This is a genomic window from Alteromonas sp. ABV4_150 (assembly GCF_056311745.1).
The window spans coordinates 2,622,123-2,647,743 of record NZ_CM149971.1; the positions used below are offsets into that span (position 1 = coordinate 2,622,123).

Sequence of the window (25,621 nt, forward strand, 5' to 3'; positions counted from 1 at the left end):
TTTAGTTGTATAGTGTACCCCAAAAATACGAGGGTAACGTCAAAATGGCTCTAACAATTCCTGCACAATTAGATAAATTTGTATCATCTTATGTCGAACAAGCTGAGGGTGAAGGGTTAAAAATCGCATTTGACAGCGAGTGGCGGTCGCCTTGCTATAAAACTAGTGCGAGTGACGGCGAGCTCGTCAGTTGGGCTCCCGTGCTGCAATCTCCTTCACACTCTTTCGATAATGTTGAAGAAGCACTGTCGCTAAAGCTCAATACAGATTTTTGTCAGTTTTTCACTCGTTATTACAGTGACAATTTAAAAGCAATGGCGCCCCAAGGTAACTGTGAATTACTTCAAGTGTTCAACAGCGAAGACTTTGAAAGGCTTCAACAAAATTTAATCGGTCATTTGTTAATGAAGCAAAGGTTAAAACAAGCACCTACGTTGTTTTTTGGATTAACAGACGAAGATGATTTTATATTAACGATTGTCAATGAAAGCGGTGAAGTTGCATTAGAACAGGTAGGAAGAGAGCCTGCTAAAATACTTGCCCCGTCGCTAGCCGTATTTCTAGAGCAACTCACTCCTCGTGCTTGAAACTAGCACCTTTGCATTGCCTACATAAAAACAGTCACTACTTTTTTGCTACGATTAGTTTTCACTGAGCATTCATCATTTTAAGTAGTGCCTGTTTTAATTCAGCGACTTCCTTTTCTAATGTTTCCACACGGGTTTGAAGGCTTTCTGGTCGGTGCGTATTTAATGAAGTACTCTGTGCGGACTGGGCTTCTCTGCCGGTGGCGTCAAGCTGAGGCTTATGTGCATTAAAACGCTTAATAGCTTCAATAGCTTCTGTTACTGACACCTTAAATGGGGCTTTAGACCTTATAATACCTACCGTTGGTGTTTTGCCTTCCTGATACATTTGAAGACATAAAACGTGAAGCTGCTGCAAGTTCGAATTTGACATAAGAGTAAAGAGTTTTTAAATCGCGAATATAGCTAGTGTAGCTTGTTCACATAGTCAATTTCACTAATAAGTTGCTGATTTCACTATTTTTCAAATGTGCAAAAGTTGAGTGATAATTAAAGTTTATAAAAATCAAAAGGATATGCTGTTGGTACTATTCTTGTTTACTTAGTTTTGAATAACGTTTGTTTACACCATTAAGTGGATGAAACATAGACAGTGCATTCAGTGTCGATTCACATAGTAGGCGCAATACTCTGCATAGTTAAAAGTATTGAGATCATTTGCACCTCTGAGGTTTGCAGCTGTAAGGCATTCAGGCGCTTAATTTAAAAAATAAAAATCAACACACAATATTTTAAGGAATTTACATGAAAACGGTTCTTCTTTCTGTCGCTTTAGCATCTTCTGTTTTGCTTTCTGGCTGTGTCATATCTGTAGGGGGCGGGTCAGATAGCCACTATGGCGCTGATTGGGAAGATAGAGAGTTTAATAATCGCAAACATATCGCTAATCTTGAGACTGGCACGAGTTATGAGAGTGTTTTGAGAAAAATGGGCGTTGCAGACTTTAACGAACTGTTTGAAAAGCAAGACGGTACATATCGCGTGCTATATTACCGCACGCAAAAAACAATGGGCGATGGTATAACGACGAAAGATGAGTGTACGCCCCTTGTTTTTAGAAATAGCAGCTTAGTAGGTTGGGGCGATAGCGCATATAGCTTAATGCACTAATTTAACGTGTGATTTGGCGGATGTATGTCGAGTAAAGATTGTCTAACAGTTAAATGTTAATTAAAAGTTAACATGGAAGGGGTTTTCGAGTAGGCTAAAGTTTCAACAGTTTGAGAGGGAACGTGAAAGTAAAGCGAGTGCCTTACTGCCCACTTTTTCTGATTTTACCGTATTAGGTATAAGTAACTAAACAGCTTTGCTTACAAGGACCCCCCTATGAACACCGAAGCCCATAACAACGCGTTAGCCCCCTTGCAAGATACCGTCAAAGCGATTTACCTTTCAGTCGACGATCTCAAAGTTGCTGCATCTATACTTTACAATGCTTATGTGGACGACCCCTTATTTATCGATATCTTTCAGTCAGAAAAAGAAGGTTATGAAAGTCGGCTTCGATCAGCCATTCGCGAGGAACTTAACGCATTTTGGGTAGCAGAACAGCCCATGATTGGTTTATTTGACGAAGATAGATTGATTGCGGTGGCATGCCTTACCGCCCCAGATGCGGCATTTGGTGCAGGGCGTTACTGGCATTGGCGATTGAGAATGCTGCTAACCGCAGGTTTATTCGGCACCAAACAAATGCTGGAAAAAGAAGAGAAAGTAAGAGCGCTAGTGCCTGCAGATAACTTTCATATGCTGAGTTTTATAGCGGTTCATCCTGATTATCAACATCACGGCCTTGGTCATATATTATTAGGTGCCATCGATAGTGTTGTCGAAGAAGATGACAAAAGCGAGGGCGTTTCGGTCTTTGTGACCATAGATAAGCATCGAACGTTTTTTAACGACGACAACTACCAGGTTGTTGGACAACTAAGCCTTTCCCATGTTCAGGGAGAGGTAATGTTCAGACAGAAATGATTTTTTTATTCAATTCAATACGTCCGTCAGAATATCACCAACAACAATTCGAATCTTTACGCCAAATTTACTACAGCGTTTGTACGACATTTCCTACAAATGCTGTGAGTGATCTTACCTAAATTCTGAAAGAATTATTCATACTAAAGTATATGGTCTTTGTTTTTTAAGGCTTTTTTCTTGTTAGCCAAAAGTCGAACAAAAACTTTTCTTAAATCTCTGTAATTCAATATGGCGGTAATAATTGGAAGGGATACTATGAACATGTCACAAGGAAACACGACGAGTCACGGAGCGAGTCAAAAATTCATTAATGGAATGAATCAGGACAACTCAAGGAAGAGATTCTCACAAGGCTGTGAGTAAAGGGAAAGGACGCAGTAGGGAATTGCAAAACAGGGAAGTGACAAAGGATTGATGGGAACAAACGGATTTCATGGATGGCGCGTGTGATAGGAATGTCACAGACAGGACGTAGCATGGATAAGGACAAAGCTAGCAGGGAGCTAGTGGCATGGAGCCAAGGGCAAGGCGGCCTTTAAGGAATTTACAGTTTGCATGGACGAGCAAACCAAGGATGAAAAAAGGACATGCTAAAGGAATAGCAAAGCTGTAGCAGGATGTGCAGCAAACGAAGGACGAAGGAAGGGAAGGTCAGCGGAGTCTGACAAGGACAGCCTCAGGATGAGGAACACTGCATGTAGGATGTGCAGTAACAAAGGAAAAAAGGAAAGGGACCTACGCATGGAAGTGTAGCTCGCACAGGATGTCGCGAGAGTAGATGGAAAGGGGCGTATACGGATTTTAATCGGGAAGATTTTAGTCGCAAAGGATCGCGGAGAAGGATACTCAAAATTCCAGGAAAAAGGGGAGCCGTCAGGTTCCCCTTTTTTTTGGCGGTTTTGGGGAGCCTATTTCCCAGTTTTCTAAAAATTATTTCTTAGTACTGAAGAGTCTGTAAACCCCCGGGCGTAAGCATTTATACCCTATGCGGCGGTACCTCAGTTCGCATAACTCTCACGCCTATCAATTCGACTTCGCCGGTATATCTGTCTTCACCATTACTTGAAAACTCAAAGTTGAATAAGCTGTGCCAGTCCGGTTTACCAAACTTGAATGAGAAGCGAGTTTTGGCCCTCGCCACACTTAATAACTGCAAACCATGTTTATCGCAATATTGCTTCAGATAAGCGTTCGTTCGTTCTGAAATAGCCCGAATACGCCAAAATTGATAGCCGGTAAAACTAATCGTTAACCATAAAACCAATTCAAGTAACGTCATCTATTTTCTCGCCTGCGCAAACAAGCGCTGAAATGCCTTGCTGAGGATATCTGGGTTGGCATCTGAGTGCAGCAGCGTTAGTACTTGTCTGCGCAATTTCGGAATTTGAACTAAATCAGAAAAGAAACCAGCAAATAAGGCACCCTGGTGACCTTCTTTTTCGTCAACTTTTGCAGCTTGTTCCAAAAAGGTGCTAAGCAATAGCGGTTCCATTTGCTCGAAATGCCGTGCCGCTATAACACTCAAAATATCGAGACGCTGGCATTTTTCTTTCTTCAATAAGGCTATTAACTTACCGTTTATTACCGGGTTAAACCTTCCTTCTGAAGCTCCTCTAAGCGCAGCTAAATTGATGTCGTCGCCATCATCAATTTTGCTCAAATACATAGCCAACAAGTTATCTGACAAAGAAACGCTCTCGCTTGTCTCCATAAGCGTATTAACAAACACATCTGAGTAAATTGCTACATTGGCTTTAATTGCTTCTTCTAACACATCTCGCTTTTCGTGCATGCTGAAACCATGTACAAAATCTGCCACGCTTTGCATAGATATTTGATGCCAATCCACAAGCTGCGGGGCTTGGATATAAGCTTCAACTTTCTGCGCCTCTTCGCCTAAGGGATGGTTCAACGTGCTTTTGACTAGCGCATTAAACTGAGCGAGTTGCGTTTGGTTCGGAACGAAGGAATAAGGGTTGTCGGGCAATTGCTGTGCATTTTCGGAATCTTCTGCAATCGACTTCCCTAATGCATCCACAATAATCTCAAGAAAATGATTTCTAGCAGCAGCAACGACCAAGCCTTGCTCATCAAGCGGCAGCTTTATAAACCAAATATAGTGTTGCGAAGATGCATTTTTGTTCCAAAAAACAATACCGAACCACGCATGTTGCTGACGAGGGGAGGGCGCGTAAGCACTGCCATTTTCTATTTCTAGAAACGTTTGATTATCTGTGGGTTCAATTCGTCGACCTAAATCAAAAACATGATATTCAGTGCCTGCGTGTAACAAAAACTCACTGATAGAATTGATACTGTTAGCGCTCATAACTCGTTCCAAAATACTGCTTTATTAAATGTTGCTAGGCCTGTCGACCTTCGATGTTCAGCAAAGATCAACCGCCCTAAGGGCGTGCTTATATTTGCTAGATGCTATCAGCAAAACTCTTTAATGGTATCACAGCAGAAGAATTTCAACGATACGACACGCTGACTTATGTTGTCTTTAAGCCCCTGATATACTGCGCGCTAAAAATTGAAGCATATTCGGGAAGCGGAGAAGTTGTGAATCAAGCGAATAGTAGCCGTCATTTAGCTTTTATCAAAGCACTTAAACAATTAGAAGCGGTAATGCAACAAGATGGTGTTTGGCCAGATGATGTGCCCAATGAACAAGCGCTTAGAAATGCCATGGGAAGTGAAGTACCTTTTGCAGCTGACTGTTTTTCTTTTGAAGCTTGGCTGGCTTTTATTTTTATTCCCAAAATGCGCATTTTGTTGGCCCAATCGCACCCTATACCGGCGATGCAAATTACACCCGCAGCAGAAGTGTGCTTATCACCCGAGAATCAAAATACCCTGTCTGCGCTACAATATATTGACGATATTGCCAGTGGAGACATTGGATGAGTACGCAAGATCAAGCTTTAAGTACCTCACAAAATGTGCTGTCAGATGACGCGGTAGAGCGTCTAGAAATGCAGATTAGTGCAAAAGCCGATGTTGAAAGACAAGGTAGCACGGGCTCTTTGCACTTGCCTGTTCTATACCAAGATGAGTATATCATTGCGATAAATAAGCCTCCAGGCCTTCTAGTGCACAGGAGCCCTATAGATAAGCATGAAACCGTATTTGCGGTGCAGACACTGAGAGATCAAATTGGCAAGCATGTATTTCCAGCTCACCGCTTAGATAGACCTACATCAGGTGTGTTGGTGTTTAGTTTTAGCTCAGAAATTGCGGCAAAACTCGGTCAACAAATGATGGATAAGCGGGTGGTTAAGGTATATCACGCTCTGGTTAGAGGCTTCGTTAACCACACCGGCTTTATTGATTATGCCCTTAAGTATCGTTATGACAAAATTGCAGACAAACACAAAAGGCCACAGCAAGCACCTCAGCCAGCGTCTACCATGTATGAGTCACTCGCAAAGTTTGAAGTGCCCGAGCCTGTAGGCAGATACCAAAGTGCTAGATATTCGCTAGTAAAACTTTCTCCCAGCACAGGCCGTAAGCACCAGCTTCGAAGGCATATGGTGCACATTCGTCACCCCATTATCGGCGATACAACTCACGGCGATGGAAAGCAAAACAAATTCGCTAAACAGCACTTTAATTTTAATAATTTGGCCTTAAGTTGTACCCATATGGGCTTTTCTCATCCTGTTAGCGGTAAATGGATAACAATTGATGGAGAGATGCACAATGAAATGCAACAATTCGCAAACAGGTTAAAACCGTTTAGCTTGATAAAATAGAAATACTTTCCGCCTGTCGACATAGGCGACGATCATTGTTTTAAGAGGTAAAAATGGCAACATTGAAAATTATTGCGGGTACAGTATACGGTAACGCGCAACACGTAGCTGAACAGGTGGAAGAAAATTTAGCTGAGCAGGGCGTAGATTGCTCACTGGAAAGCGACCCATCAGTAGCCGATTTTACTGATGCTGACGCACTGTTAATTATTACCTCAACGACAGGTCAGGGCGATGTTCCGCCTAACCTAGAGTTTGTGTTTTCAGATTTAAAAGACGAATCACCTATGCTAACGGGCAAGCCTTTCGCTATTGCTGCGCTAGGTGATAGTAGCTATGGCGAAAGCTTTTGTGGAGCAGGTAAACAATTCCAAGAATTACTTACTGAACTGCAAGGTAACGCGGTTACTAATATGTTAGAAGTTGATGCTATTGAAACTCTAGAGCCAGAAAAAGATGTGGTGGAGTGGGTTAATACTATCAAGGACAAGCTTTTGTCTTAAGTCTAGAAGGCTTTATGGGTTAAAAATAAAGAGAGGCGCTAAGGCGCCTCTTTTTTATATGCGAACATCGTTAGTTAGCTAACGATGCATAAGTTTTTATTCAACACCGCGAAGTAGAGCGTTAATACCTACTTTAGCGCGGGTTTTTGCATCAACTTTTTTCACGATAATTGCTGCGTATAGGCTGTATTTACCATCTGCGCTAGGCAGGTTACCCGCAACAACTACAGAGCCCGCTGGTACACGGCCGTAGTGAACTTCACCGGTCTCACGGTCGTAGATACGCGTGCTTTGACCGATGTAAACGCCCATTGAAATTACTGAGCCTTCTTCAACGATAACACCTTCTACAATTTCAGAACGCGCACCGATAAAACAGTTATCTTCGATAATGGTTGGGTTTGCTTGAAGTGGCTCTAATACGCCACCGATGCCTACGCCACCAGAAAGGTGAACATTCTTACCAATCTGGGCACATGAGCCTACCGTAGCCCACGTATCAACCATAGTGCCTTCATCAACAAATGCACCAATGTTTACGTAAGAAGGCATAACAACTGCGTTTTTGCCCACAAAAGTACCCGTGCGTACTGCTGCTGGAGGAACAATACGTGCGCCGTCAGCCGCAAATTGTTCAGCTGTATAGTTAGTGTACTTAAGTGGCACTTTGTCATAAAACTTGCTTTCAGCGCCTTCAATAACGTCGTTGTTGTGAAGACGGAAGAAAAGTAAAACCGCTTTTTTCAGCCACTGGTGTACTACCCATTCGCCAGCAATTTTTTCTGCAACGCGGCCTTTTCCGCTATTAAGTAGGTCGATAGCTTGCGCTACCGCATCTCTTACTTCATCAGGTGCTGATGACGGGCTAATGCTGTCGCGATTTTCGAAGGCGTCTTCAATAATGGCTTTCAATTCATTCATGGTATTGTGATATCTTCAAGTTGGTCGAGTTTAAACAGGATACGCTTTTTAAGGTTTACCTGTTGTTCTTGGGTTAATGCGATGCCAGCCTCATTGCTGACGATAAAAATATCTTCGGCTCGCTCGCCAATGGTGGCAATTTTTGCAAGCTTAAGTGTCATATTAGTATCAACGAATGCATGACCAATTTTAGCTAAAATGCCCGGTGCGTCTAGGGCTTCTAACTCGATAAGCGTTGCTTCATCGTTGATATTGAAAAAACGAACCTTGGTTGGCACGTCTAACTGTTTCATTTGGCGCGGTAACTTTCGTTTGTTTTCGTGAGAACGTCCCGGCTTTTCTAATTGGGCAGAAATGGCATTCTCAATAGAAGCAATGCGAGACTCTGAGCTTATACGACTGCCGTCATTTTCAAGAATAAGCATGCTATCGAACACATAGCCGTCTCTAGTTACGGTAACGTGGGCGTCGTGAATTGAACAGTTGCGACTGTCCAGCACTGACGCGACTTGCGCAAACAATGCTTTTCTATCTTTGCCGTAAACAAACACCTCAGTGCCGCCTTTAGCGCTGTTGTCGTTAGCTTTTACTAATAGACCATCGTGTTCTGGTGTAAGCCATTCATTCTGAGCTTTAATAATTTCATCGGTATGCCATGCAATTTGCGTAGGCTTAAAGCGAACAAAGTAGTCATCATCAAGTCTCGCCCATAGCGCATCAATGGCAATTGGGTCTATAGCACGCTCTTGCAGAATCTGTCTTGCCTGATGTTTGTGAGTGGTTACTCGCTCGTTGAGTGTAACCTGACACTGTAGCCCATTATCTAACGCTTTTTGAGTCATTAAATACAGTTCGCGAAGCAAAGACGCTTTCCAGTCATTCCAAAGGTTATCGTTGGTAGCGCGAATATCGGCAAGGGTCAGTGTATAAAGTAAATTAAGGTGATTATGGCTTCTTACCGCACCAGCAAACTCACTAATTACATCAGGATCGTAAATGTCGCGGCGTTGGGCAACCACTGACATAAGCAGGTGGTTTTCTACTAGCCATGCAATCAGTTCTGCATCTTTACTTGGTACGTCGTGCTGAGCACAGAACTTAGCCACATCTTGCGCGCCTAGGGTGGAGTGGTCGCCATTACGACCTTTCGCGATGTCATGGAAAATTGCGGCAATGTAAAGAATTTCAGGTTTGTCTAGGTTTCGGCAAATTCTGCCGCAGCGCGGAAAATCTTTGTTCTCTTTCGAGAAAAAATAGTTTACATGCTTCACTAATCGGTGAGTGTGTTCGTCTACCGTGTAGGCGTGAAACAAGTCAAACTGCATCATACCCACAATGGTATCCCACTCTGGAAGGTAGGCTTGTAAAATACCGTACTGGTGCATAATGTCCCAACCGAAATCGAAAAATTCGGGTTGCTTCATTAATCGCATAAATTTATCGCGGCACAGAGGACGTTCAACGTAATATTCGGCTTCGAAGGCCCGGTGAGCGTTACGCAATTGTCGAATACAAATGGTACTTAAGCCTTTTACTTCTGGCGTGTTTGCCACCAAATGTAAGAAGTCTAAAATTGCCTCAGGTGATGAAAATACGGTTTCGTGACGCGGCGAAATCATATTGTCGAGCAGTTCAAAATCTTCGTTTATGATTACGCTTTTTTGTACGCTTTGATTCAGCATGTCGTACTTGAAGCGCTGAAGTAACATTTGGTTTAGTTCAGAGACGCGCGCTACAGTGCGGAAAAAGTCACGCATCATTTTTTCCACAGACGCCTTACCTTCTTCACCGTATCCCATCATTTGGGCGACATCGGGTTGATAGTCGAAAAGCAGTCGGTTTTCGCTTCTGCCAGCAACTAAGTGCAATGCACAACGCATTTTCCACAGGTGCATACGACAGGCGATTAACTCACTGTGCTCTTGTTCGGTGAAGTAACCGTGACCCACCAAGTTCCATCCGTCATACTCTTTAAAGTGCTTTTTCGCTACCCAACCGATAGATTGAATGTCTCGCAAACATCCCGGGTTCTCTTTAATGTTTGGTTCAAGGTTGTAAGCGGTGCCGTTAAACTTGGCGTGGCGTTTTTTTTGCTCGTCATATTTAGCCGAGAAGAAAGATTTACTCGACCATGAATTGCGACCGTTTACTTCATCCCACAGTTTGTCGAATGTAGTCTCACACCCACAAAGCAGGCGGCTTTCAACCAGATTTGTCGCAATTGTAATATCGTCTTTCGCCAGTTTAACCGTTTCTTTAATGGTGCGTACCGACTGTCCAACATCTAACTTGATGTCCCATAAAAGGGTGATGAACATGCCAATTTTTTCTTGCACTTCAGGCTTTAGCTTCTTCTTGCTGACAATGAGTAAATCGATGTCTGAGTGGGGTTGCAAATGGCCGCGACCGTATCCGCCCACCGCGCAAAGGGAAAGCTCGCCCACGGTATCTAAGCCGTAAAGTTGCCAAAGGTGACAAAGCAATGCGTCGACAAACTGCGCACGACCGGTAACGAGTTGATTAACGGGCGTTGCATCGAAAGACTCTGTTATCCAAGTATAACTGGCTTCCACGCACGATTTAATGACGGGAATTTCATCAACAGAGTTAATTGTGTCGATATTCTTTATCAGTAATTGCAGCGTCAAAATGCACCTTTGAAATAGACTTCTATTAAAACGCTAAGAACAATAGCATGAATTGATACTAGTTCGCAGTAGCAAATTTATGCATAAGTTAGGTTGAATTGTGAATATTTATGGTTTTTTGTTATAGGTGTGTAGCCGTTGAATGGGCTGATTGAATGCGGATAAAGAATAAATATTTAGTATGCGGTTTTGAATTAAAAAAAGGGCAAACAAAGCGGCCGTATGCTTAACAGCCGCAGTGTGAAAACTATCCGTGAGAAATAGCACGTTCTAGGCTTTCTTCCTCACGCAGCGTTAAAATCTCAACACCGGTCTCGGTAACTAAAAGAGTGTGTTCCCACTGAGCACTCAAACTTCTGTCTTTAGTCACAACAGTCCATTGATCTGGCAAAACTTTTGAGTAACGTTTGCCTGCGTTAACCATAGGTTCGATGGTAAAGCACATCCCAGCTTCTAAAACGTCACCTGTACCAGGCTTTCCGTAGTGAACAATTTGCGGCTCTTCGTGGAAACTTGCACCAATGCCGTGACCGCAGTATTCACGTACTATTGAATAGTTATGCGCTTCAGCATGGGTTTGACAAATATGACCAATGTCGCCAAGACGCATGCCCGGCTTCACTTGTTCAATCGCTTTATATAGGCACTCTTGAGTAACGCGAATAAGGCGCTCGGCAAGAATAGATGGCTTACCTACAACGAACATCTTCGAAGTATCACCGTGATAACCGTCTTTTATAACAGTTACATCAATGTTGATGATGTCACCGTCTTTTAGCTTCTTGTCAGAAGGAATGCCGTGACATATACAATGGTTCACCGACGTACAAATAGACTTTGGAAATGGTGGGTGACCATAGTTTAGCGGAGCGGGCACTGCCTTTTGCTCATTTACTATATAGTCGTGACAAATAGTATTCAGTTCATCGGTGGTTACGCCTTTTTTCACATAAGGCCCGATCATAGTAAGTATTTCGGCAGCCAGTTTACCGGCTACGCGCATTTTTTCGATTTCTTCTGGGGTTTTGATAATAGCTGTCACAGCGCCTCTCAAATCGTTTGAAACTAGTTTGGTGAAGAATTTAAATTACTTACGCAGTATAACACTATTCAGGTCATTCTTAGTAAGGTGCTGATATTCATGGTTTTTAATTGGCGATTTTCAAGGCTGATAGCAATGGGGTGGGTCGTTTTAATAAAGGTTGGCAGAAATACTTAAAAGTCTGGCTTTTTAACGCTAAAACTTGAGGCTGTGGTGGTATTGTGATATAAAGCGCGCGCCCTGACGGAAAGCTCATTTTGCTATGTGCAACAAGCACCGTTTTAGAGGGTAAATTTATTTTATTAAAACACACATATACCGACACTTCGTATCGGGGTGTTCAGTTCAACGTAGGTTGGCCTGAATCGATACAAGGGGTATATGGAGGCCTAACCCCAAGAGGAAAATAAAATGGCTAATGTTTCTATGCGTGACATGCTGAAAGCAGGTGTGCATTTCGGTCACCAAACTCGTTACTGGAACCCAAAGATGAAGCCTTTCATCTTCGGTGCTCGTAATAAAGTTCATATCATCAACCTTGAAAAAACGGTTCCACTTTTCAACAACGCACTTAACTACCTTTCAGGTGTTGCGTCTAAGAAAGGTAAAATCCTTTTCGTTGGTACTAAGCGCGCCGCTGGCGAAGCAGTAAAAGACGCTGCTCTTAAGTGCGACCAGTACTACGTAAACAAGCGTTGGTTAGGTGGTATGCTGACTAACTGGAAAACAGTACGTCAGTCAATCAAGCGTCTTAAAGATCTAGAGCAACAAGCTCAAGACGGTACGTTTGAGAAGCTAACTAAGAAAGAAGCACTTATGCTTCAGCGCGAAATGGACAAGCTTGAAAACAGCCTTGGCGGTATCAAAGACATGGGCGGTCTTCCAGACGCAATCTTTGTTATCGACGCAGATCACGAGCACATTGCTGTAACAGAAGCTCGTAACCTAGGTATTCCTGTTGTTGGTGTTGTTGATACTAACTCTAACCCAGACGGTGTTGATTACATCATCCCTGGTAACGACGATGCTATCCGTGCTATCCAACTTTACTTGGATGCTGCTGCAAACGCTATCAACTCAGGTCGCGAAAGCAACCTTGAAGTACAAGCTGAGCAAGACGACTTCGTAGAAGCGGCAGAGTAATTCTGATTGCTTACTGTCATATCTAGATAATATGGCGGTATTACAATACGAAACGTATTGAGAGGGGCGACATCGCCCCTTTTACCTAACGAATTTATATTTAATGCTGAGGAATTGAAAAATGGCAGTGACTGCAGCACTAGTTAAAGAACTGCGCGAACGTACTGGCGCAGGTATGCTGGATTGTAAAAAAGCCCTGGTTGAAACGGATGGTGACATTGAGTTAGCCATTGAAAACATGCGTAAATCAGGTCAAGCGAAAGCGGCTAAAAAAGCAGGCCGTATCGCAGCTGAAGGTGTTATCCTTACTAAAGTTGAAGGTGGTCGCGCGACCATGCTTGAACTAAACTGTGAAACTGACTTCGTAGCACGTGACGAAGGTTTCCTTAAGTTCGGTAACGAGCTTCTAGAAGTAGCCGCGGCTAACAACATCAACGACATCGACGCGCTTAACGATGCAGAACTTAACGGTTCTAAAGTAAGCGAAGTTCGTGACGCACTTGTTGCTAAAATCGGTGAAAACATCTCTCCTCGTCGCGTTATCAACGTTGAAGGCGACACGCTAGGTGCATACGTACACGGCGGCCGTATTGGTGTTATCTCTATCCTTACTGGCGGCGACGAAGAGCTAGCAAAAGACGTAGCAATGCACGTTGCAGCTGCTAGCCCGCAGTTTGTTAAGCCAGAGAATGTTCCGGCTGAAGTTGTAGAGAAAGAGAAAGAAATCCAAATCGAAATCGCTATTCAGTCTGGTAAGCCAGCTGAAATTGCTGAGAAAATGGTTGCAGGCCGCATGAAGAAGTTCACTGGCGAAGTGAGCTTGACTGGTCAGCCTTTCGTTAAAGATCCTTCAATTTCTGTTGCTGAGCTTCTTAAGAACAACAGCGCAGACGTAATCAACTTCGTACGTTTCGAAGTTGGTGAAGGTATCGAGAAGAAGACTGAAGACTTCGCTGCTGAAGTAGCTGCTCAAATGGAAGCTGCTAAGAAATAATTGAGCGTTTATCTTTTGCATTACGCAATAGTTAGATAAACTACAAAGCACCTCTTAGGAGGTGCTTTTTTATAGCTGCATATCTTTAGTATTGCTAATGCAGTGCGCAAGTGTGAAGCTAGGCGAGTTACAAGCGTGCGCCTGCCAAACAAACGAAAGCGCTTTGTCCTATGTTTTTTACGTCAATGCTTTATTGAAAGACATAGGACAAAACGGGTTTACGAGGACGATTCAAACTATGAGTATCACACCAAAATCAGCATATCGACGCATTCTGTTAAAGCTTAGTGGTGAAGCCCTAATGGGCGAAGAAGGCTTTGGCATAGACCCTAAAGTGCTAGATAGAATGGCACAAGAAATAAAAGAGCTGGTTGAACTTGGTGTTCAAGTTGGTCTTGTTATCGGTGGTGGTAACTTGTTCCGTGGCGAAGGCCTAGCAAAAGCGGGAATGAATCGTGTTGTTGGCGACCATATGGGCATGTTGGCTACGGTAATGAACGGCCTAGCTATGCGCGACGCGCTTCACCGCGCATTTGTTAACGCGCGTATGATGTCTGCTATTCCGTTGAACGGCGTGTGCGATGCCTACAACTGGGCAGAAGCTATTAGCCTTCTTAAGTCGGGCCGCGTTGTTATCTTCTCTGCCGGTACTGGCAACCCTTTCTTCACAACCGACTCAGCGGCTTGCTTGCGCGGTATCGAAATTGAAGCCGATGCAGTATTAAAAGCGACTAAAGTTGATGGTGTATATAGCGACGATCCAGTGAAAAACCCAGAGGCAACGCTATACGATGAACTTACGTACCAAGAAGTACTAGAAAAAGAACTTAAAGTGATGGACTTGTCAGCGTTTACTTTGGCGCGCGATCACAGCTTGCCAATTCGCGTATTCAACATGAATAAGCCAGGTTGCCTGAAGCGTGTTGTGATGGGCGAAAAAGAAGGTACTGTTATTCGCCACGCTGACAACGATTAATTAAGAACAATAGGATACAAATCGTGATTGATGAAATTGAATTAGATGCGCAAGAGCGCATGGAAAAAAGCCTAGTTTCTCTTAAGGGCCAATTCAGCAAAATCCGCACAGGTCGTGCGCATCCAAGCCTTTTAGATGGCATCATGGTACCTTATTACGGTGTAGACACGCCATTAAAGCAAGTGGCTAACGTGGTTGCAGAAGACAGCCGTACTCTAGCGTTAACTGTGTTTGATAAAAGCGCCATTCAAGCGGTAGAAAAAGCCATTATGCAGTCTGATTTGGGCCTTAACCCAATGAGTGCGGGTGGTTCAATTCGTATTCCTCTTCCTCCGCTAACTGAAGAGCGTCGTAAAGACCTAATCCGTGTGGTGCGCAACGAAGCAGAAGGTGGCCGTGTGGCTATTCGTAACATTCGTCGCGATGCGAATGGCGATGTAAAAGACTTGCTGAAAGAAAAAGAAATCAGTGAAGATGAGAGCCGCGCTGCTGAAGAAAACATTCAGTCTATTACTAACGATTTCATTAAGAAAGTTGACAGCATGCTTGCTGACAAAGAAAAAGAACTAATGGAAGTATAAGTAAGTATTATGATTGGAAAGCGTTTAAGCGCAGCCAAATCGTCAAAAGCCGAGGTGCCAGCAGAGTCTGCTGGCCCGAAGCATGTTGCAATCATTATGGATGGCAATGGTCGATGGGCGCAAAAGAAAGGGAAAATTCGTACCTTTGGTCATAAAGCCGGGGTAGAGTCTGTACGTTCTGTTGTGCGCTTTGCACGTCAAAACGGTATTGAATCACTTACGCTATTCGCGTTTTCCAGCGAAAACTGGAAACGTCCCGAGGAAGAAGTCAGTGTCTTAATGGAGCTGTTCAATCTTGTCCTCAATAGCGAAGCAAAAAGACTACACAAAAATGGTGTACGTCTACAGGTTATTGGTGATGTTGAGGCGTTTGATGCCAAGCTTGTCGAAAAAATTCGTAAAGCTGAAGACATGACCAAAGACAACAAAGATTTGGTCTTAAATATCGCCGCAAATTACGGTGGTAGATGGGATATTGTAAACGCGGCGAAACAACTTGCCACGCAGGTGAAAAGCAGCGATTTGGATTTGGAAGACATCACTGAAGATGCTCTGAATGCACACATTTCAACGGCTAACCTTCCTGAGTTAGACCTTCTTATTCGCACAGGTGGCGAACACCGTATTAGCAACTTCTTACTTTGGCAATGTGCCTATGCAGAGTTGTATTTTACCGACGTACTATGGCCCGATTTCGATGAAGACGTTTTTCAAGTAGCCGTAGACGATTTTAATGTTCGCCAGCGTCGTTTCGGTTTAACCGGTGAACAGGTAGTCACAGCCGATGGTTAACACCATGCAGGCAATTATCAGGCTAACCCTGGTAACTAAAGCCAAGGGCAAATTATGCTAAAACAACGAATAATAACTGCATTAATCTTAGCGCCACTGGCGCTTTACGCCATTCTTTTCCTACCCATTTTCTGGTTTGAAATAGCCATTGCTGGTGTTGTCGGTATTGGTGCTTATGAATGGGCGAATATGTCGGGCGTATGTGAACGTCCTAAAAAACTTATTTATTTGGCAGGAGCCTTTGCTATATGCATTGCTTTGTCTCTTATTGTTGATGCCAGCACAATTTGGTATCAGGGGCAATTACATGGTTTATATCGTGCGATATTAACGGTTGCCGTATTATGGTGGATAGCTTCTTTGTTTATGGTGCTTGCCTATCCTAAATACTCTAAATTCTGGAAAGACAGTCGTAGCGTTAGAACTCTGTTCGGGGCGCTTACGCTAATACCAACATGGGTAGCGGTTGTTGCACTTCGTACGAGCTTGCACGATGTTGACCCGTTTTACGGTGCTTCACTCATTTTCTATGTGCTGGGCATCGTTTGGGCGGCAGATATCGGCGCATTTTTCGTGGGCGTTAAATTCGGTCGCCATAAGCTGCGCCCTAACGTATCGCCGGGTAAAAGTTTAGAAGGCTTATTAGGCGGTATTGCTGCCTCGTTCGCTATTATCGCTTTTGCGGCCCTTCACTATCAGGTGGAGCCTTCGCGTATTTGGCTTCACCTTGCTATTGGCGGTATTACGGTGGCTGTTTCAGCCCTTGGCGATTTAAACGAAAGCATGCTTAAGCGCTGTGCGGGCATTAAAGACAGCGGAAAAATTCTTCCTGGACACGGTGGTGTACTCGATAGAATAGACAGCTTAACCGCAGCATTCCCTGTTTTTGCGTTCTGCTATGTAACCTGGATGGCGTAATGCAAACAGTAACAGTGTTAGGGGCCACAGGCTCCATTGGTTGTAATACACTCGACGTAATAAATCGCCACCCAGATAAATACCGCGTTTTTGCTATTACTGGTAACGCTCAGCTTGAGTTGCTTATGGAGCAGGCCCAGAAATGCGCGCCGCGCTATGTGGTAATTGCTGATGACGCTAATTACAAACTAGCCTGCGAGTTAGCGTCCCAATATGGTGTGGATGCAGAAATTCTTGCTGGTGCAAATGCGCTGGAAGAAGTGTCAAGCGCGCCTGAAGTTGATGCTGTAATGGCAGCCATCGTTGGTGCAGCAGGTCTTTTACCCACACTGGCAGCAGTAAAAGCGGGTAAACGGGTTTTGCTTGCCAATAAAGAAGCGTTAGTCATGTCTGGTGCCTTATTTATTGAGGCGGCGAACCAAAGCGGTGCTGAAATCCTTCCTATCGACAGCGAACACAACGCCATATTCCAGTGTCTCCCGCACGATTATGAATACGGTAACTTTACGGCATCCGGCATTCGTAAAATTCTGTTAACGGGTTCTGGTGGCCCGTTTAGAGAAAGACCGCTTGATAGCTTCTCATCAATTACAATCGATGAAGCCAGTACACACCCTAACTGGTCGATGGGCAGAAAAATTACAATCGATTCGGCGACTATGATGAATAAGGGGCTGGAGTTTATAGAAGCCTGTTGGTTATTCGGTGCTGGCGCCAATGATATTGATGTGGTTATTCACCCGCAAAGTATTATTCACTCTATGGTGCAGTACATCGATGGCTCTGTAATAGCGCAGATGGGCAACCCAGATATGCGTACCCCTATTGCTTATGGTTTGGCTCACCCAGAGCGCATTGAAGCGGGTGTGACGCCCCTCGATTTTTCTGACATTGCCAATTTCAGTTTTCAGACCCCTTGTTTTGAGCGTTACCCTAATTTGAAATTGGCTATTGATGCATGTAAGGAAGGGCAATGTGCAACGACAAGAGTCAATGCGTCAAATGAAGTGGCTGTCGAAGCCTTTCTAGAAGGCAAAATTCAGTTTTGCGATATTGCTAAAGTAAACGACGCTACGCTCAACGCTATGCCGCACGTATCGGTAAGTTCTATTCAACAAATATTAGAACAAGACTCACTAGCAAGAACAAAAGCTAACGAGATTATTCGAGGTAAATTCCAGTGCTAGCATTTTTATGGAGCCTAGGGGCATTCATTGTTGCTTTAGGTATTTTAGTTGCCGTACACGAATGGGGACACTTTTACGTTGCTCGCAAATGCGGTGTACAGGTAGAGCGTTTCTCAATTGGATTTGGTAAGCCAATTTGGCGCAAGTTAAGTAAGTCCGGTACAGAATATGTTATCGCTATGATCCCCCTTGGTGGTTACGTTCGCATGCTCGATGGACGTATTGATGACGTACCGCCTGAGTTAGAAGATAAAGCGTTTAACAACAAACCCGTGTTGCAGCGCATGGCGGTTATTGCGGCAGGTCCTGGCGTTAATTTTATTTTTGCATTTTTTGCACTCTGGATTATGTATCTTGTCGGTTTAGAAACCGTAAAGCCGGTAGTTAAAGTTGTCGAACCACAAAGTATTGCAGCAGTAGCAGGCGTTCAATCTGGTGATGAAATCATTAAGATCGGCGACAGAATTACACCGGACTGGGAAGCGGTTAATTTAGAAGTTGTCTCTAACATAGGGTCAGAAAAAACCACAGTCACGGTTAAAAATTCGTCAAATGTTGAAAAAGAACTGACTTTTACACTGGGTTCTTGGAACTTTGACCCAGATAGCGAGTCTCCTTTAAGCAGCTTAGGCCTAACCCCATACCGACCGGACGCAACGTTAACTGTTGGGTTTGTTGGTGAGGGAAGCGCGGCGCAGGAAGCAGGGTTGAAACCCGGTGATGAACTTGTCGCACTAAATGGCTCTAAATTGACGTCGTGGGATGGTTTGGTTGACGTTATTGTTGAAAGCCCCGGTGAAAGTATATCTCTTGATATACAAAGGGATGGACAGCAACTAACGTTAGATGCCACGATAGCGCGCCGCGATACACCACAAGGGCAAAGTGGATATCTCGGTGTAAGCCCAACATTTGAGCCTTGGCCAGAAGGGTATGTGTTTACGCATCAATATGGCATTATAGAGGCTATTGGGAAGGCGCTAGATAAAACATGGCGTCTTATGACACTCAGTGTCGAAATGATAGGTAAGCTCATCACGGGCGACGTGTCGGTGAAAAATTTGAGTGGGCCTATCTCAATTGCTCAAGGTGCGGGAACAAGTGCTGGGTATGGACTTGCGTACTTTTTGAGTTTTCTTGCCTTAATAAGCGTAAATTTAGGCATAATAAATTTATTACCCTTGCCCATGCTTGACGGTGGTCACCTAATGTTTTTTATCGTGGAGTGGATCACAGGCAAACCTGTGCCTGAAGGGGTACAGGAATGGGGTTACAGAATAGGTGGCGTGCTTCTGTTTATGATCATGGGTATCGCAATTTTTAACGATATCGCTCGCATAACCTGATACAAATCAGGAAGTACAAAACAGCTAATACAAAACGCGGCCAGGAAAAGAAAAATAGATGAAGTTAAAACAGTTAGTAGCAGCCGGAGCCATTCTTTCCAGTGCTAGCTTTGCCAACGCTGCGGCGCAAGACAGTGAATTTGTTGTTGAAGACATTCGCGTAGAAGGTTTACAGCGAGTTGCACTTGGTGCAGCCTTAACCTACTTGCCCGTTCAAGTTGGCGACGAGCTTAATACATTTAGGGTAACGCAGCTTATTCGCTCGCTTTATTCTTCAACTCACTTTGAAAATGTAGAAATTCTCCGCGACGGCAACACCCTTGTTGTGCGTGTGGCGGAGCGTCCAACTATCAGCAATATTATCTTTGAAGGTAACGATGATATTAAAGATGAGCAGCTTCAAGAAAGTTTGGATGGCAATGGCGTCCGTATCGGTGAGCCACTTGATAAGACCGTATTAACCTCTATTGAGAATGGCCTTAAAGACTTCTTTTACAGCATAGGTAAATATAATGCCGACGTAACGGCCATTATAACGCCGTTACCGCGTAATCGTGTTGACTTGAAACTACTCTTTGAAGAAGGCGATGCCGCTAAAATTGAACAAATTAATATTGTAGGTAACGAACTTTTTTCAGACGAAGAGCTGATGGAAGCGTTTGAGCTACAATACGATACGCCTTGGTGGGACTTTCTATCAGAGACTCGCTATCAGCAACAAACACTGCAAGGTGATATGGAGACCTTGCGTAACCACTATTTAAACCGTGGTTACCTTCGCTTCAACGTTGACTCAACTCAAGTGTCGATGACCCCTGAAAAGTCGGGTATCTACATTGCCATGAACGTAACAGAAGGTGAGCAATACACCATATCTGAAGTAGAACTCGTGGGTGATGTGCTTGGCCATGAAGAATATATTGAGCGCGTACTGCCGCTAACAAAAGGTGAACTCTACAATCAAGCAGAAGTCACTTATACAGAAGAATTCATTAGTAAGTATCTTGGTCGCTTTGGTTATGCTTATCCAACGGTAACCACCGTTCCTGAGATTAACGACGAAGACAAAACGGTTAAGTTGACGCTATCTGTAGACCCAGGCAAGCGTATTTACGTCAACCGTATTAAGTTTAACGGTAACGTGGTAACCGCTGACAGTGTACTTCGTCAGAACGTAAGTCAGATGGAAGGCACCTGGTTATCTAATAACTTGCTAGAATCTTCTAAAAACCAGCTTTCTCGTCTTACCTACATGGAAGAAGTAGAATTTGAAACTGTACGTATACCGGGTTCAGAAGATAAGGTTGATGTTAACTATAATGTGAAAGAGCAGCCTTCGGGCTCTTTTAACGCAGGTATTGGATACGGTGACAGAACCAAGTTAAGCTTACAAGCGGGTATCCAACAAGATAATTTCCTGGGGACAGGTAAACGTGTTGGCCTTAACCTAAGTACGGTTTCGTATCAGCGCAGTGCGCAAATCACCTATAACGACCCATACTTTACTATTGATGGTATCAGTTTAGGTGGAAGCATAGGCTACAGTGAATTCGACGGCTCTGACTTTAACGTAATCCAGTACAACTCTAAACGTTGGTCAATTGGTGCGAACATCGGTTATCCAATAAACGAGTTTAACCGTATCAACTTTGGCTTGACTTACAGTAATGTAGAGCTATTTAACCGTGGTTACTACGAGCAAACAGAGCAGTTCTATAACCAGTTTACCAATGGTGAAGATCCAGATGCGGCAATTAAATACGATAGCTATTTAGCTAGCGTAAGTTGGAGTAGAAGTACGCTTAACCGTGGTCTATTTCCAACCGCGGGCTCGTCTCAGCGTGCGTCGTTTAGCATTACTACGCCAAACTCAGACGTTAACTATTTTAAAACCGTATTCGATGGTAAATGGTATTTCCCGTTATCACGTGATCAACGCTGGTCATTCTTAACCCGTATTCGTCTTGGCTATGGTAATGGTTATGGCGATATAAACGGCAATGAACAAATTCTACCGTTTACTGAAAACTTCACCGCAGGTGGTGCAGACTCACTGCGCGGATTTGAGAATAATACGGTTGGTCCTCGTGGTATCTTCCTTGGTAACACTGGCACCATAACAGGCCCAGATGGTGAAGTATTCCCAGCAGACCCAGCTGATGCAGCACTTTCTTGGTCGACGCGAAGCCTAGGTGGTAACGCTATGGCACTGGGTGGGGTTGAGCTAATCGTCCCTACGCCATTTCTTGAAGAAGACATGGATAACTCTGTTCGCACAAGTTTGTTTGTGGATGTGGGTAACGTGTGGGATACTGAGTTCGATTATGACTATTACCGTCAGTTTGACATAGCATCTACTCAACGCGGTGAGCTATTGGACTATTCTGACTGGAGTCTGTATCGTAGCTCTGCGGGTATATCGGTTCAGTGGATATCACCGATGGGGCCGATGGTATTCAGCTTCTCGAAAGCGATACAGCAGCGTGATGGTGACGATGCGAGATTCTTCACTTTCAATATTGGTCAAACTTTCTAAGACATTAAAGCGAGCGCGTTTTTGCCGCGCTCTATAATAAGATTCAAAAAAAGGAGTCCCCTTTGAAACAGTTGGTTAAACATATCGTTGCAGGAGCAATGTTGGGTAGCGCTTTAGTAAGTACATCTGTAATGGCAGAACAGAAAGTGGCTGTTGTTGATGTGCAAGGTATTTTTCAAGCGATGCCTCAAGCGGCTGAGATTCAAAATGCTATTCAAGCTGAGTTTAAAGACCAGCTAGAAGAAGTGAATCAACTACAGCGCGATGGTCAGTTCTACGCAGAACGTCTTCAGCGTGACGCAGCAACAATGAGCGACACTGAGAAGAAAGAACTAGAACAAAAAATATTGTCAGTACGTGAAGAGCTATCTAAGAAAGGTCAGCCTTTACAACAAAACATTCAACGTCGCAGTAACGAAGAGCGCAACAAGTTGCTTGGCCTTATCAAGCAAGCTATCGACTCTGTAGCTGCGAAGCAAGGTTACGACTTAGTACTTAATGCGGGTGCAGTAGCATTTGCTAAAGAAGAGCACGACTTGTCTGAACAAGTACTTCAGCAAGTAAGCAAAACTAACTAATAACTGATCTCGTCAGTTACAAAATTTGTCAGACCAACCCCTCCAAAGGTGTTGGTCTGATTTGTTTTTTGCGCTTAACAGCGTATGGTTGCCGCCGTTTTCAGTTTTACGGCGAGTTTGACCCAAATACCAATGTATCATCTGTATTGGTATGAAATAGCTAACGGTCATGCTTGTATACAGGAGAAAGTTTTTGGCCAATTCACTTAATACCATCGAAATCCAGGAAATATTGGAACTGCTACCACACAGATATCCTTTCCTACTTGTTGATCGTGTTACAGACTATGTTCTGGGAGAGTCTGTAAAGGCTTATAAAAATATCACAATCAACGAGCCATGTTTCATGGGGCACTTCCCTGAACAGCCAATTTTCCCGGGGGTTTTGATTCTTGAAGCCATGGCGCAAGCTGCCGGTGTTTTAGGTTTTAAGACCATGGGCAACAATGATAAGTTATACTTGTATGCAGGAATTGATAACGCACGCTTTAAGCGTCCTGTTGTTCCAGGTGACAGGCTTGAGTTTGATGTTGCTCTAGTTAAAGAGCGCAGAGGGATTTGGAAATTTAAAGGTACTGCAAGCGTCGATGGCGATATAGCTTGTAGTGCAGAGTTTATGTGTGCGATGAGAGAGATAGCGTAACGTGATCCATCCAACTGCGGTAATTTCAGAAAGTGCAACGATTGGTGAAAATGTCACCATAGGTCCATTTTGTGTGGTAGACGACGACGTCACCATAGGCGACGGCTGTATTCTGAAATCACATGTGGTGGTACGCGGCCCGACGCGTATCGGTAAAAACAACAAGTTTTATCAGTTTTCTTCAATTGGTGAAGACTGCCAAGACAAAAAATATGCGGGTGAACCCACCGAACTTGTCATCGGAGATGATAACGAATTCAGAGAAGGGGTAACCGTTCACCGCGGCACTGTACAAGATAACAGCATTACCATTATTGGTTCCCGTGGGCTCTTTATGGCTAATGCCCACATCGCCCATGACTGTGTTCTTGGCGATGACATTATAATTGCCAACAATGTAGCTGTGGCCGGCCATGTACAAATTGATGATTTCGTGATTATTGGCGGTGCAACAGGTATCCACCAGTTCTGCAAAATAGGCGCTCATGCATTTTTAGGAGCAGGCGGTATTATTCTGCGTGACGTACCACCTTTTGTTATGGTTAGTGGTCAAAAGAATATTCCTCAAGGGATAAACTCTGAAGGTTTAAAACGCCGCGGTTTCTCAAAAGAAGAAGTGCTTGAAATCAAGCGCGCTTACAAAGCTATTTATCGTGAAGGCAATACTATTGACGAAGCAGTGGACAAGCTTGCTGAACCAGCGGAAAAGTTCCCTGGTGTGGCCCTTATGGTGAAGTTCTTACAAGACTCTGAGCGAGGCATTATTCGCTAATTATGTCTACGCCTATCCGTATCGGCATGGTTGCCGGAGAGCCCTCTGGTGACGTGCTTGCCGCCGGAATGGTTGCAGAGTTAAAACGCCAATACCCTGATGCGGTTATCGAAGGTATTGGCGGTCCAAATATGATAAACGCGGGTTTTCATAGTCTGTTCGATATGGAAACCTTGTCGGTTATGGGGCTTGTTGAAGTTCTCTCCCATCTACCAGCCATCTTGAAAGTTAAAAAGCAGCTTCTTGCTCACTTCGAGCAAAATCCACCCGATATTTTTGTGGGTATTGATGCGCCTGATTTTAATCTAAGAGTAGAAAAAGCGCTTAAAGCACGCGGTATCAAAACCATGCACTATGTGAGTCCTACCGTGTGGGCGTGGCGTGAAAAGCGCATCCATAAAATAGCGAAAGCAACTAATCGTGTGTTGGGTTTATTTCCTTTCGAGCAGCAGGTTTACGATAAATACCACGTTCCCTATACCTTTGTGGGACACACAATGGCTGACGCTATAGCAATTGAGCCCGACCAAAATGCGGCGCGCCAAGAATTAGGTGTAGATAGTAATGCTTCCGTACTGGCTGTACTTCCCGGCTCACGCAGAGGCGAAGTAGAAACGCTACTTCCAGTATTTCTGGAGACCATAGAAGCTATTCATGCTAAACGCAGCGACATTCAATTTCTTATCCCTGCTGCTAACGAACATCGTCTTGCACAAATAAAAGCACTCTTGCTGGAAGCCAATAATGCAGAGGAACGTTTACCCATTCAGGTAACGCAAGGCACATCGCGAGATGCGATGATAGCTAGCGATGTTATCTTGCTTGCTTCAGGCACGGCTACCTTAGAGGCCATGTTATGCAAGCGCCCCATGGTAGCAGCTTATTTACTTGCACCACTCACGTATAAAATTATGCAGCGCTTGTATAAAGCGCCTTTCTTCACGTTGCCAAACCTCTTAGCAGACGAGGCGATTATTCCTGAATTACTGCAAGAAGAAGTAAATGCAGAGAATATGAGCAATCAACTACTCAACTTCTTCGAAAGTGATAATTCTGCGCTTATTTCCCGTTTCACCGACCTCCACCATACGCTAAAATGCAACGCTGATAAAACAGCAGCAAAAGCTGTCGTGGAGGAATTGTTTGCATAAATTAATTGCCGGTGTTGATGAAGTAGGTCGCGGCCCATTGGTAGGTGATGTGGTCACCGCTGCGGTCATTCTCGACCCAGAAAACCCCATTGAAGGGCTAACCGACTCAAAAAAACTGAGTGAAAAAAAACGCGTAGCCCTTGCCCAAGAAATTCGTGAAAAAGCGCTCTACTGGAATATCGGCAGAGCGAGCCCAGAAGAAATAGACAAACTAAATATACTGCACGCTACCATGCTCGCCATGATCCGCGCAGTGGAAGGTTTGCCTGTAAGGCCTGACTTTGTGCGTGTAGACGGCAACCGCGTTCCGGCGTGGAACTTTGACTCTGAAGCGGTGGTGAAGGGAGATAGCCTACACGCAGAAATTTCAGCAGCGTCAATTATTGCCAAGGTAGAGCGAGATAACGATATGATTTCGCTTCACGAGTCCTACCCACAATATAACTTTGCCGGGCACAAAGGTTACCCCACAAAAGCACACTTTGAAGCCATCGCCGAATATGGCATCTTAGATTGCTATCGCAAAAGTTTTAAACCCGTAAAAGCGCTACTCGAAGAGAAATAACAT

At 44.0% G+C, this 25,621-nt stretch carries 26 protein-coding genes; 20 read left to right on the top strand and 6 right to left on the bottom strand.

Annotated elements, in window-relative coordinates; translation table 11 throughout:
* Positions 1-44 precede the first annotated feature (44 nt).
* Positions 45-587, top strand: a complete 543-nt coding sequence (syd, locus tag ACYX4M_RS11425; protein WP_476080205.1) for a SecY-interacting protein — start codon at positions 45-47, stop codon at positions 585-587.
* Positions 588-648: 61 nt separating this feature from the next.
* On the opposite strand, the gene ACYX4M_RS11430 is transcribed toward syd, so the two are convergent.
* Complete coding sequence (locus ACYX4M_RS11430) at positions 649-960, bottom strand: hypothetical protein (RefSeq protein ID WP_476080206.1); 312 nt, start codon at positions 958-960, stop codon at positions 649-651.
* Between the two features lie 371 nt (positions 961-1,331).
* Between ACYX4M_RS11430 and ACYX4M_RS11435 the strand changes: the two genes are divergently transcribed.
* Together ACYX4M_RS11435 and ACYX4M_RS11440 are read left to right on the top strand one after the other, a co-directional pair.
* Entirely contained in the window at positions 1,332-1,697 is a 366-nt protein-coding gene (locus ACYX4M_RS11435) for a DUF3192 domain-containing protein (protein ID WP_476080207.1), read from the top strand.
* A 216-nt stretch (positions 1,698-1,913) separates the two neighbouring features.
* Entirely contained in the window at positions 1,914-2,561 is a 648-nt protein-coding gene (locus ACYX4M_RS11440) for a GNAT family N-acetyltransferase (protein WP_476080208.1), read from the top strand.
* 979 nt (positions 2,562-3,540) lie between these two features.
* Here ACYX4M_RS11440 and ACYX4M_RS11445 read toward each other — a convergent pair.
* Both ACYX4M_RS11445 and ACYX4M_RS11450 read right to left on the bottom strand, forming a co-directional pair.
* Positions 3,541-3,843 (bottom strand): DUF3301 domain-containing protein, encoded by a 303-nt coding sequence (locus ACYX4M_RS11445; protein ID WP_476080209.1) that lies wholly within the window; start codon positions 3,841-3,843, stop codon positions 3,541-3,543.
* Positions 3,844-4,893, bottom strand: coding sequence for a DUF3549 family protein (locus ACYX4M_RS11450; protein WP_476080210.1), 1,050 nt, complete (start codon positions 4,891-4,893; stop codon positions 3,844-3,846). It abuts the gene before it with no gap.
* Positions 4,894-5,129: 236 nt separating this feature from the next.
* Here ACYX4M_RS11450 and ACYX4M_RS11455 point away from each other — a divergent pair, with 236 nt between their 5' ends.
* From ACYX4M_RS11455 to ACYX4M_RS11465, 3 genes are all read left to right on the top strand, one after another.
* Complete coding sequence (locus ACYX4M_RS11455; RefSeq protein WP_476080211.1) at positions 5,130-5,474, top strand: YqcC family protein; 345 nt, start codon at positions 5,130-5,132, stop codon at positions 5,472-5,474.
* Positions 5,475-5,542: 68 nt separating this feature from the next.
* Positions 5,543-6,322, top strand: coding sequence for a tRNA pseudouridine(65) synthase TruC (truC, locus tag ACYX4M_RS11460; RefSeq protein WP_476082872.1), 780 nt, complete (start codon positions 5,543-5,545; stop codon positions 6,320-6,322).
* Positions 6,323-6,375: 53 nt separating this feature from the next.
* Positions 6,376-6,825, top strand: a complete 450-nt coding sequence (locus ACYX4M_RS11465) for a flavodoxin domain-containing protein (RefSeq protein WP_476080212.1) — start codon at positions 6,376-6,378, stop codon at positions 6,823-6,825.
* 96 nt (positions 6,826-6,921) lie between these two features.
* On the opposite strand, the gene dapD is transcribed toward ACYX4M_RS11465, so the two are convergent.
* The 3 genes from dapD to map all read right to left on the bottom strand — a co-directional run bounded on the left by dapD (position 6,922) and on the right by map (position 11,436).
* Positions 6,922-7,746: a 2,3,4,5-tetrahydropyridine-2,6-dicarboxylate N-succinyltransferase gene (dapD, locus tag ACYX4M_RS11470; protein WP_118490066.1), complete on the bottom strand. Its 825-nt coding sequence runs from the start codon at positions 7,744-7,746 to the stop codon at positions 6,922-6,924.
* A complete protein-coding gene (glnD, locus tag ACYX4M_RS11475) occupies positions 7,743-10,394 on the bottom strand; it encodes a [protein-PII] uridylyltransferase (protein ID WP_476080213.1) in 2,652 nt (883 codons plus the stop codon). Before glnD ends, dapD begins: the two co-directional genes overlap by 4 nt.
* A gap of 247 nt (positions 10,395-10,641) precedes the next feature.
* Positions 10,642-11,436: a type I methionyl aminopeptidase gene (map, locus tag ACYX4M_RS11480; RefSeq protein WP_476080214.1), complete on the bottom strand. Its 795-nt coding sequence runs from the start codon at positions 11,434-11,436 to the stop codon at positions 10,642-10,644.
* Between the two features lie 411 nt (positions 11,437-11,847).
* Between map and rpsB the strand changes: the two genes are divergently transcribed.
* The 14 genes from rpsB (at position 11,848) to rnhB (ending at position 25,618) form a co-directional block, all read left to right on the top strand.
* Complete coding sequence (gene rpsB, locus ACYX4M_RS11485) at positions 11,848-12,579, top strand: 30S ribosomal protein S2 (protein ID WP_015066407.1); 732 nt, start codon at positions 11,848-11,850, stop codon at positions 12,577-12,579.
* Positions 12,580-12,700: 121 nt separating this feature from the next.
* A complete protein-coding gene (tsf, locus tag ACYX4M_RS11490; protein ID WP_012517564.1) occupies positions 12,701-13,573 on the top strand; it encodes a translation elongation factor Ts in 873 nt (290 codons plus the stop codon).
* Between the two features lie 238 nt (positions 13,574-13,811).
* On the top strand, positions 13,812-14,549 hold the full coding sequence (gene pyrH, locus ACYX4M_RS11495; RefSeq protein WP_159623659.1) for a UMP kinase: 738 nt from the start codon (positions 13,812-13,814) through the stop codon (positions 14,547-14,549).
* Between the two features lie 23 nt (positions 14,550-14,572).
* Positions 14,573-15,130: a ribosome recycling factor gene (frr, locus tag ACYX4M_RS11500; RefSeq protein WP_334057365.1), complete on the top strand. Its 558-nt coding sequence runs from the start codon at positions 14,573-14,575 to the stop codon at positions 15,128-15,130.
* Between the two features lie 9 nt (positions 15,131-15,139).
* The gene (gene uppS, locus ACYX4M_RS11505) at positions 15,140-15,922 is read left to right on the top strand and encodes a polyprenyl diphosphate synthase (RefSeq protein WP_476080215.1); all 783 of its coding nucleotides are present in this window, start codon (positions 15,140-15,142) and stop codon (positions 15,920-15,922) included.
* A 54-nt stretch (positions 15,923-15,976) separates the two neighbouring features.
* Complete coding sequence (locus ACYX4M_RS11510) at positions 15,977-16,840, top strand: phosphatidate cytidylyltransferase (protein ID WP_476080216.1); 864 nt, start codon at positions 15,977-15,979, stop codon at positions 16,838-16,840.
* Complete coding sequence (gene ispC, locus ACYX4M_RS11515) at positions 16,840-18,027, top strand: 1-deoxy-D-xylulose-5-phosphate reductoisomerase (protein ID WP_476080217.1); 1,188 nt, start codon at positions 16,840-16,842, stop codon at positions 18,025-18,027. Before ACYX4M_RS11510 ends, ispC begins: the two co-directional genes overlap by 1 nt.
* Entirely contained in the window at positions 18,021-19,373 is a 1,353-nt protein-coding gene (gene rseP / locus ACYX4M_RS11520; RefSeq protein ID WP_476080218.1) for a sigma E protease regulator RseP, read from the top strand. Before ispC ends, rseP begins: the two co-directional genes overlap by 7 nt.
* A 58-nt stretch (positions 19,374-19,431) precedes the next feature.
* On the top strand, positions 19,432-21,909 hold the full coding sequence (gene bamA, locus ACYX4M_RS11525; protein ID WP_476080219.1) for an outer membrane protein assembly factor BamA: 2,478 nt from the start codon (positions 19,432-19,434) through the stop codon (positions 21,907-21,909).
* 62 nt (positions 21,910-21,971) lie between these two features.
* Complete coding sequence (locus ACYX4M_RS11530) at positions 21,972-22,487, top strand: OmpH family outer membrane protein (RefSeq protein WP_012517573.1); 516 nt, start codon at positions 21,972-21,974, stop codon at positions 22,485-22,487.
* 193 nt (positions 22,488-22,680) lie between these two features.
* Positions 22,681-23,130 carry a 3-hydroxyacyl-ACP dehydratase FabZ gene (gene fabZ, locus ACYX4M_RS11535; protein WP_476080220.1) on the top strand — a complete coding sequence of 150 codons (450 nt, stop codon included), beginning with the start codon at positions 22,681-22,683 and terminating at the stop codon, positions 23,128-23,130.
* Position 23,131: 1 nt separating this feature from the next.
* The gene (lpxA, locus tag ACYX4M_RS11540; protein WP_476080221.1) at positions 23,132-23,902 is read left to right on the top strand and encodes an acyl-ACP--UDP-N-acetylglucosamine O-acyltransferase; all 771 of its coding nucleotides are present in this window, start codon (positions 23,132-23,134) and stop codon (positions 23,900-23,902) included.
* Between the two features lie 2 nt (positions 23,903-23,904).
* On the top strand, positions 23,905-25,053 hold the full coding sequence (gene lpxB, locus ACYX4M_RS11545; RefSeq protein WP_476080222.1) for a lipid-A-disaccharide synthase: 1,149 nt from the start codon (positions 23,905-23,907) through the stop codon (positions 25,051-25,053).
* On the top strand, positions 25,046-25,618 hold the full coding sequence (gene rnhB, locus ACYX4M_RS11550) for a ribonuclease HII (protein WP_476080223.1): 573 nt from the start codon (positions 25,046-25,048) through the stop codon (positions 25,616-25,618). Before lpxB ends, rnhB begins: the two co-directional genes overlap by 8 nt.
* Positions 25,619-25,621: the final 3 nt, after the last annotated feature.

Coding starts and splice junctions, on each gene's coding strand:
- syd (WP_476080205.1), top strand. CDS start 45: ATGGCTCTAACAATTCCTGCACAATTAGATAAATTTGTATCATCTTAT.
- ACYX4M_RS11430 (WP_476080206.1), bottom strand. CDS start 960: ATGTCAAATTCGAACTTGCAGCAGCTTCACGTTTTATGTCTTCAAATG.
- ACYX4M_RS11435 (WP_476080207.1), top strand. CDS start 1,332: ATGAAAACGGTTCTTCTTTCTGTCGCTTTAGCATCTTCTGTTTTGCTT.
- ACYX4M_RS11440 (WP_476080208.1), top strand. CDS start 1,914: ATGAACACCGAAGCCCATAACAACGCGTTAGCCCCCTTGCAAGATACC.
- ACYX4M_RS11445 (WP_476080209.1), bottom strand. CDS start 3,843: ATGACGTTACTTGAATTGGTTTTATGGTTAACGATTAGTTTTACCGGC.
- ACYX4M_RS11450 (WP_476080210.1), bottom strand. CDS start 4,893: ATGAGCGCTAACAGTATCAATTCTATCAGTGAGTTTTTGTTACACGCA.
- truC (WP_476082872.1), top strand. CDS start 5,543: ATGCAGATTAGTGCAAAAGCCGATGTTGAAAGACAAGGTAGCACGGGC.
- ACYX4M_RS11465 (WP_476080212.1), top strand. CDS start 6,376: ATGGCAACATTGAAAATTATTGCGGGTACAGTATACGGTAACGCGCAA.
- dapD (WP_118490066.1), bottom strand. CDS start 7,746: ATGAATGAATTGAAAGCCATTATTGAAGACGCCTTCGAAAATCGCGAC.
- rpsB (WP_015066407.1), top strand. CDS start 11,848: ATGGCTAATGTTTCTATGCGTGACATGCTGAAAGCAGGTGTGCATTTC.
- tsf (WP_012517564.1), top strand. CDS start 12,701: ATGGCAGTGACTGCAGCACTAGTTAAAGAACTGCGCGAACGTACTGGC.
- pyrH (WP_159623659.1), top strand. CDS start 13,812: ATGAGTATCACACCAAAATCAGCATATCGACGCATTCTGTTAAAGCTT.
- uppS (WP_476080215.1), top strand. CDS start 15,140: ATGATTGGAAAGCGTTTAAGCGCAGCCAAATCGTCAAAAGCCGAGGTG.
- ACYX4M_RS11510 (WP_476080216.1), top strand. CDS start 15,977: ATGCTAAAACAACGAATAATAACTGCATTAATCTTAGCGCCACTGGCG.
- ispC (WP_476080217.1), top strand. CDS start 16,840: ATGCAAACAGTAACAGTGTTAGGGGCCACAGGCTCCATTGGTTGTAAT.
- bamA (WP_476080219.1), top strand. CDS start 19,432: ATGAAGTTAAAACAGTTAGTAGCAGCCGGAGCCATTCTTTCCAGTGCT.
- lpxB (WP_476080222.1), top strand. CDS start 23,905: ATGTCTACGCCTATCCGTATCGGCATGGTTGCCGGAGAGCCCTCTGGT.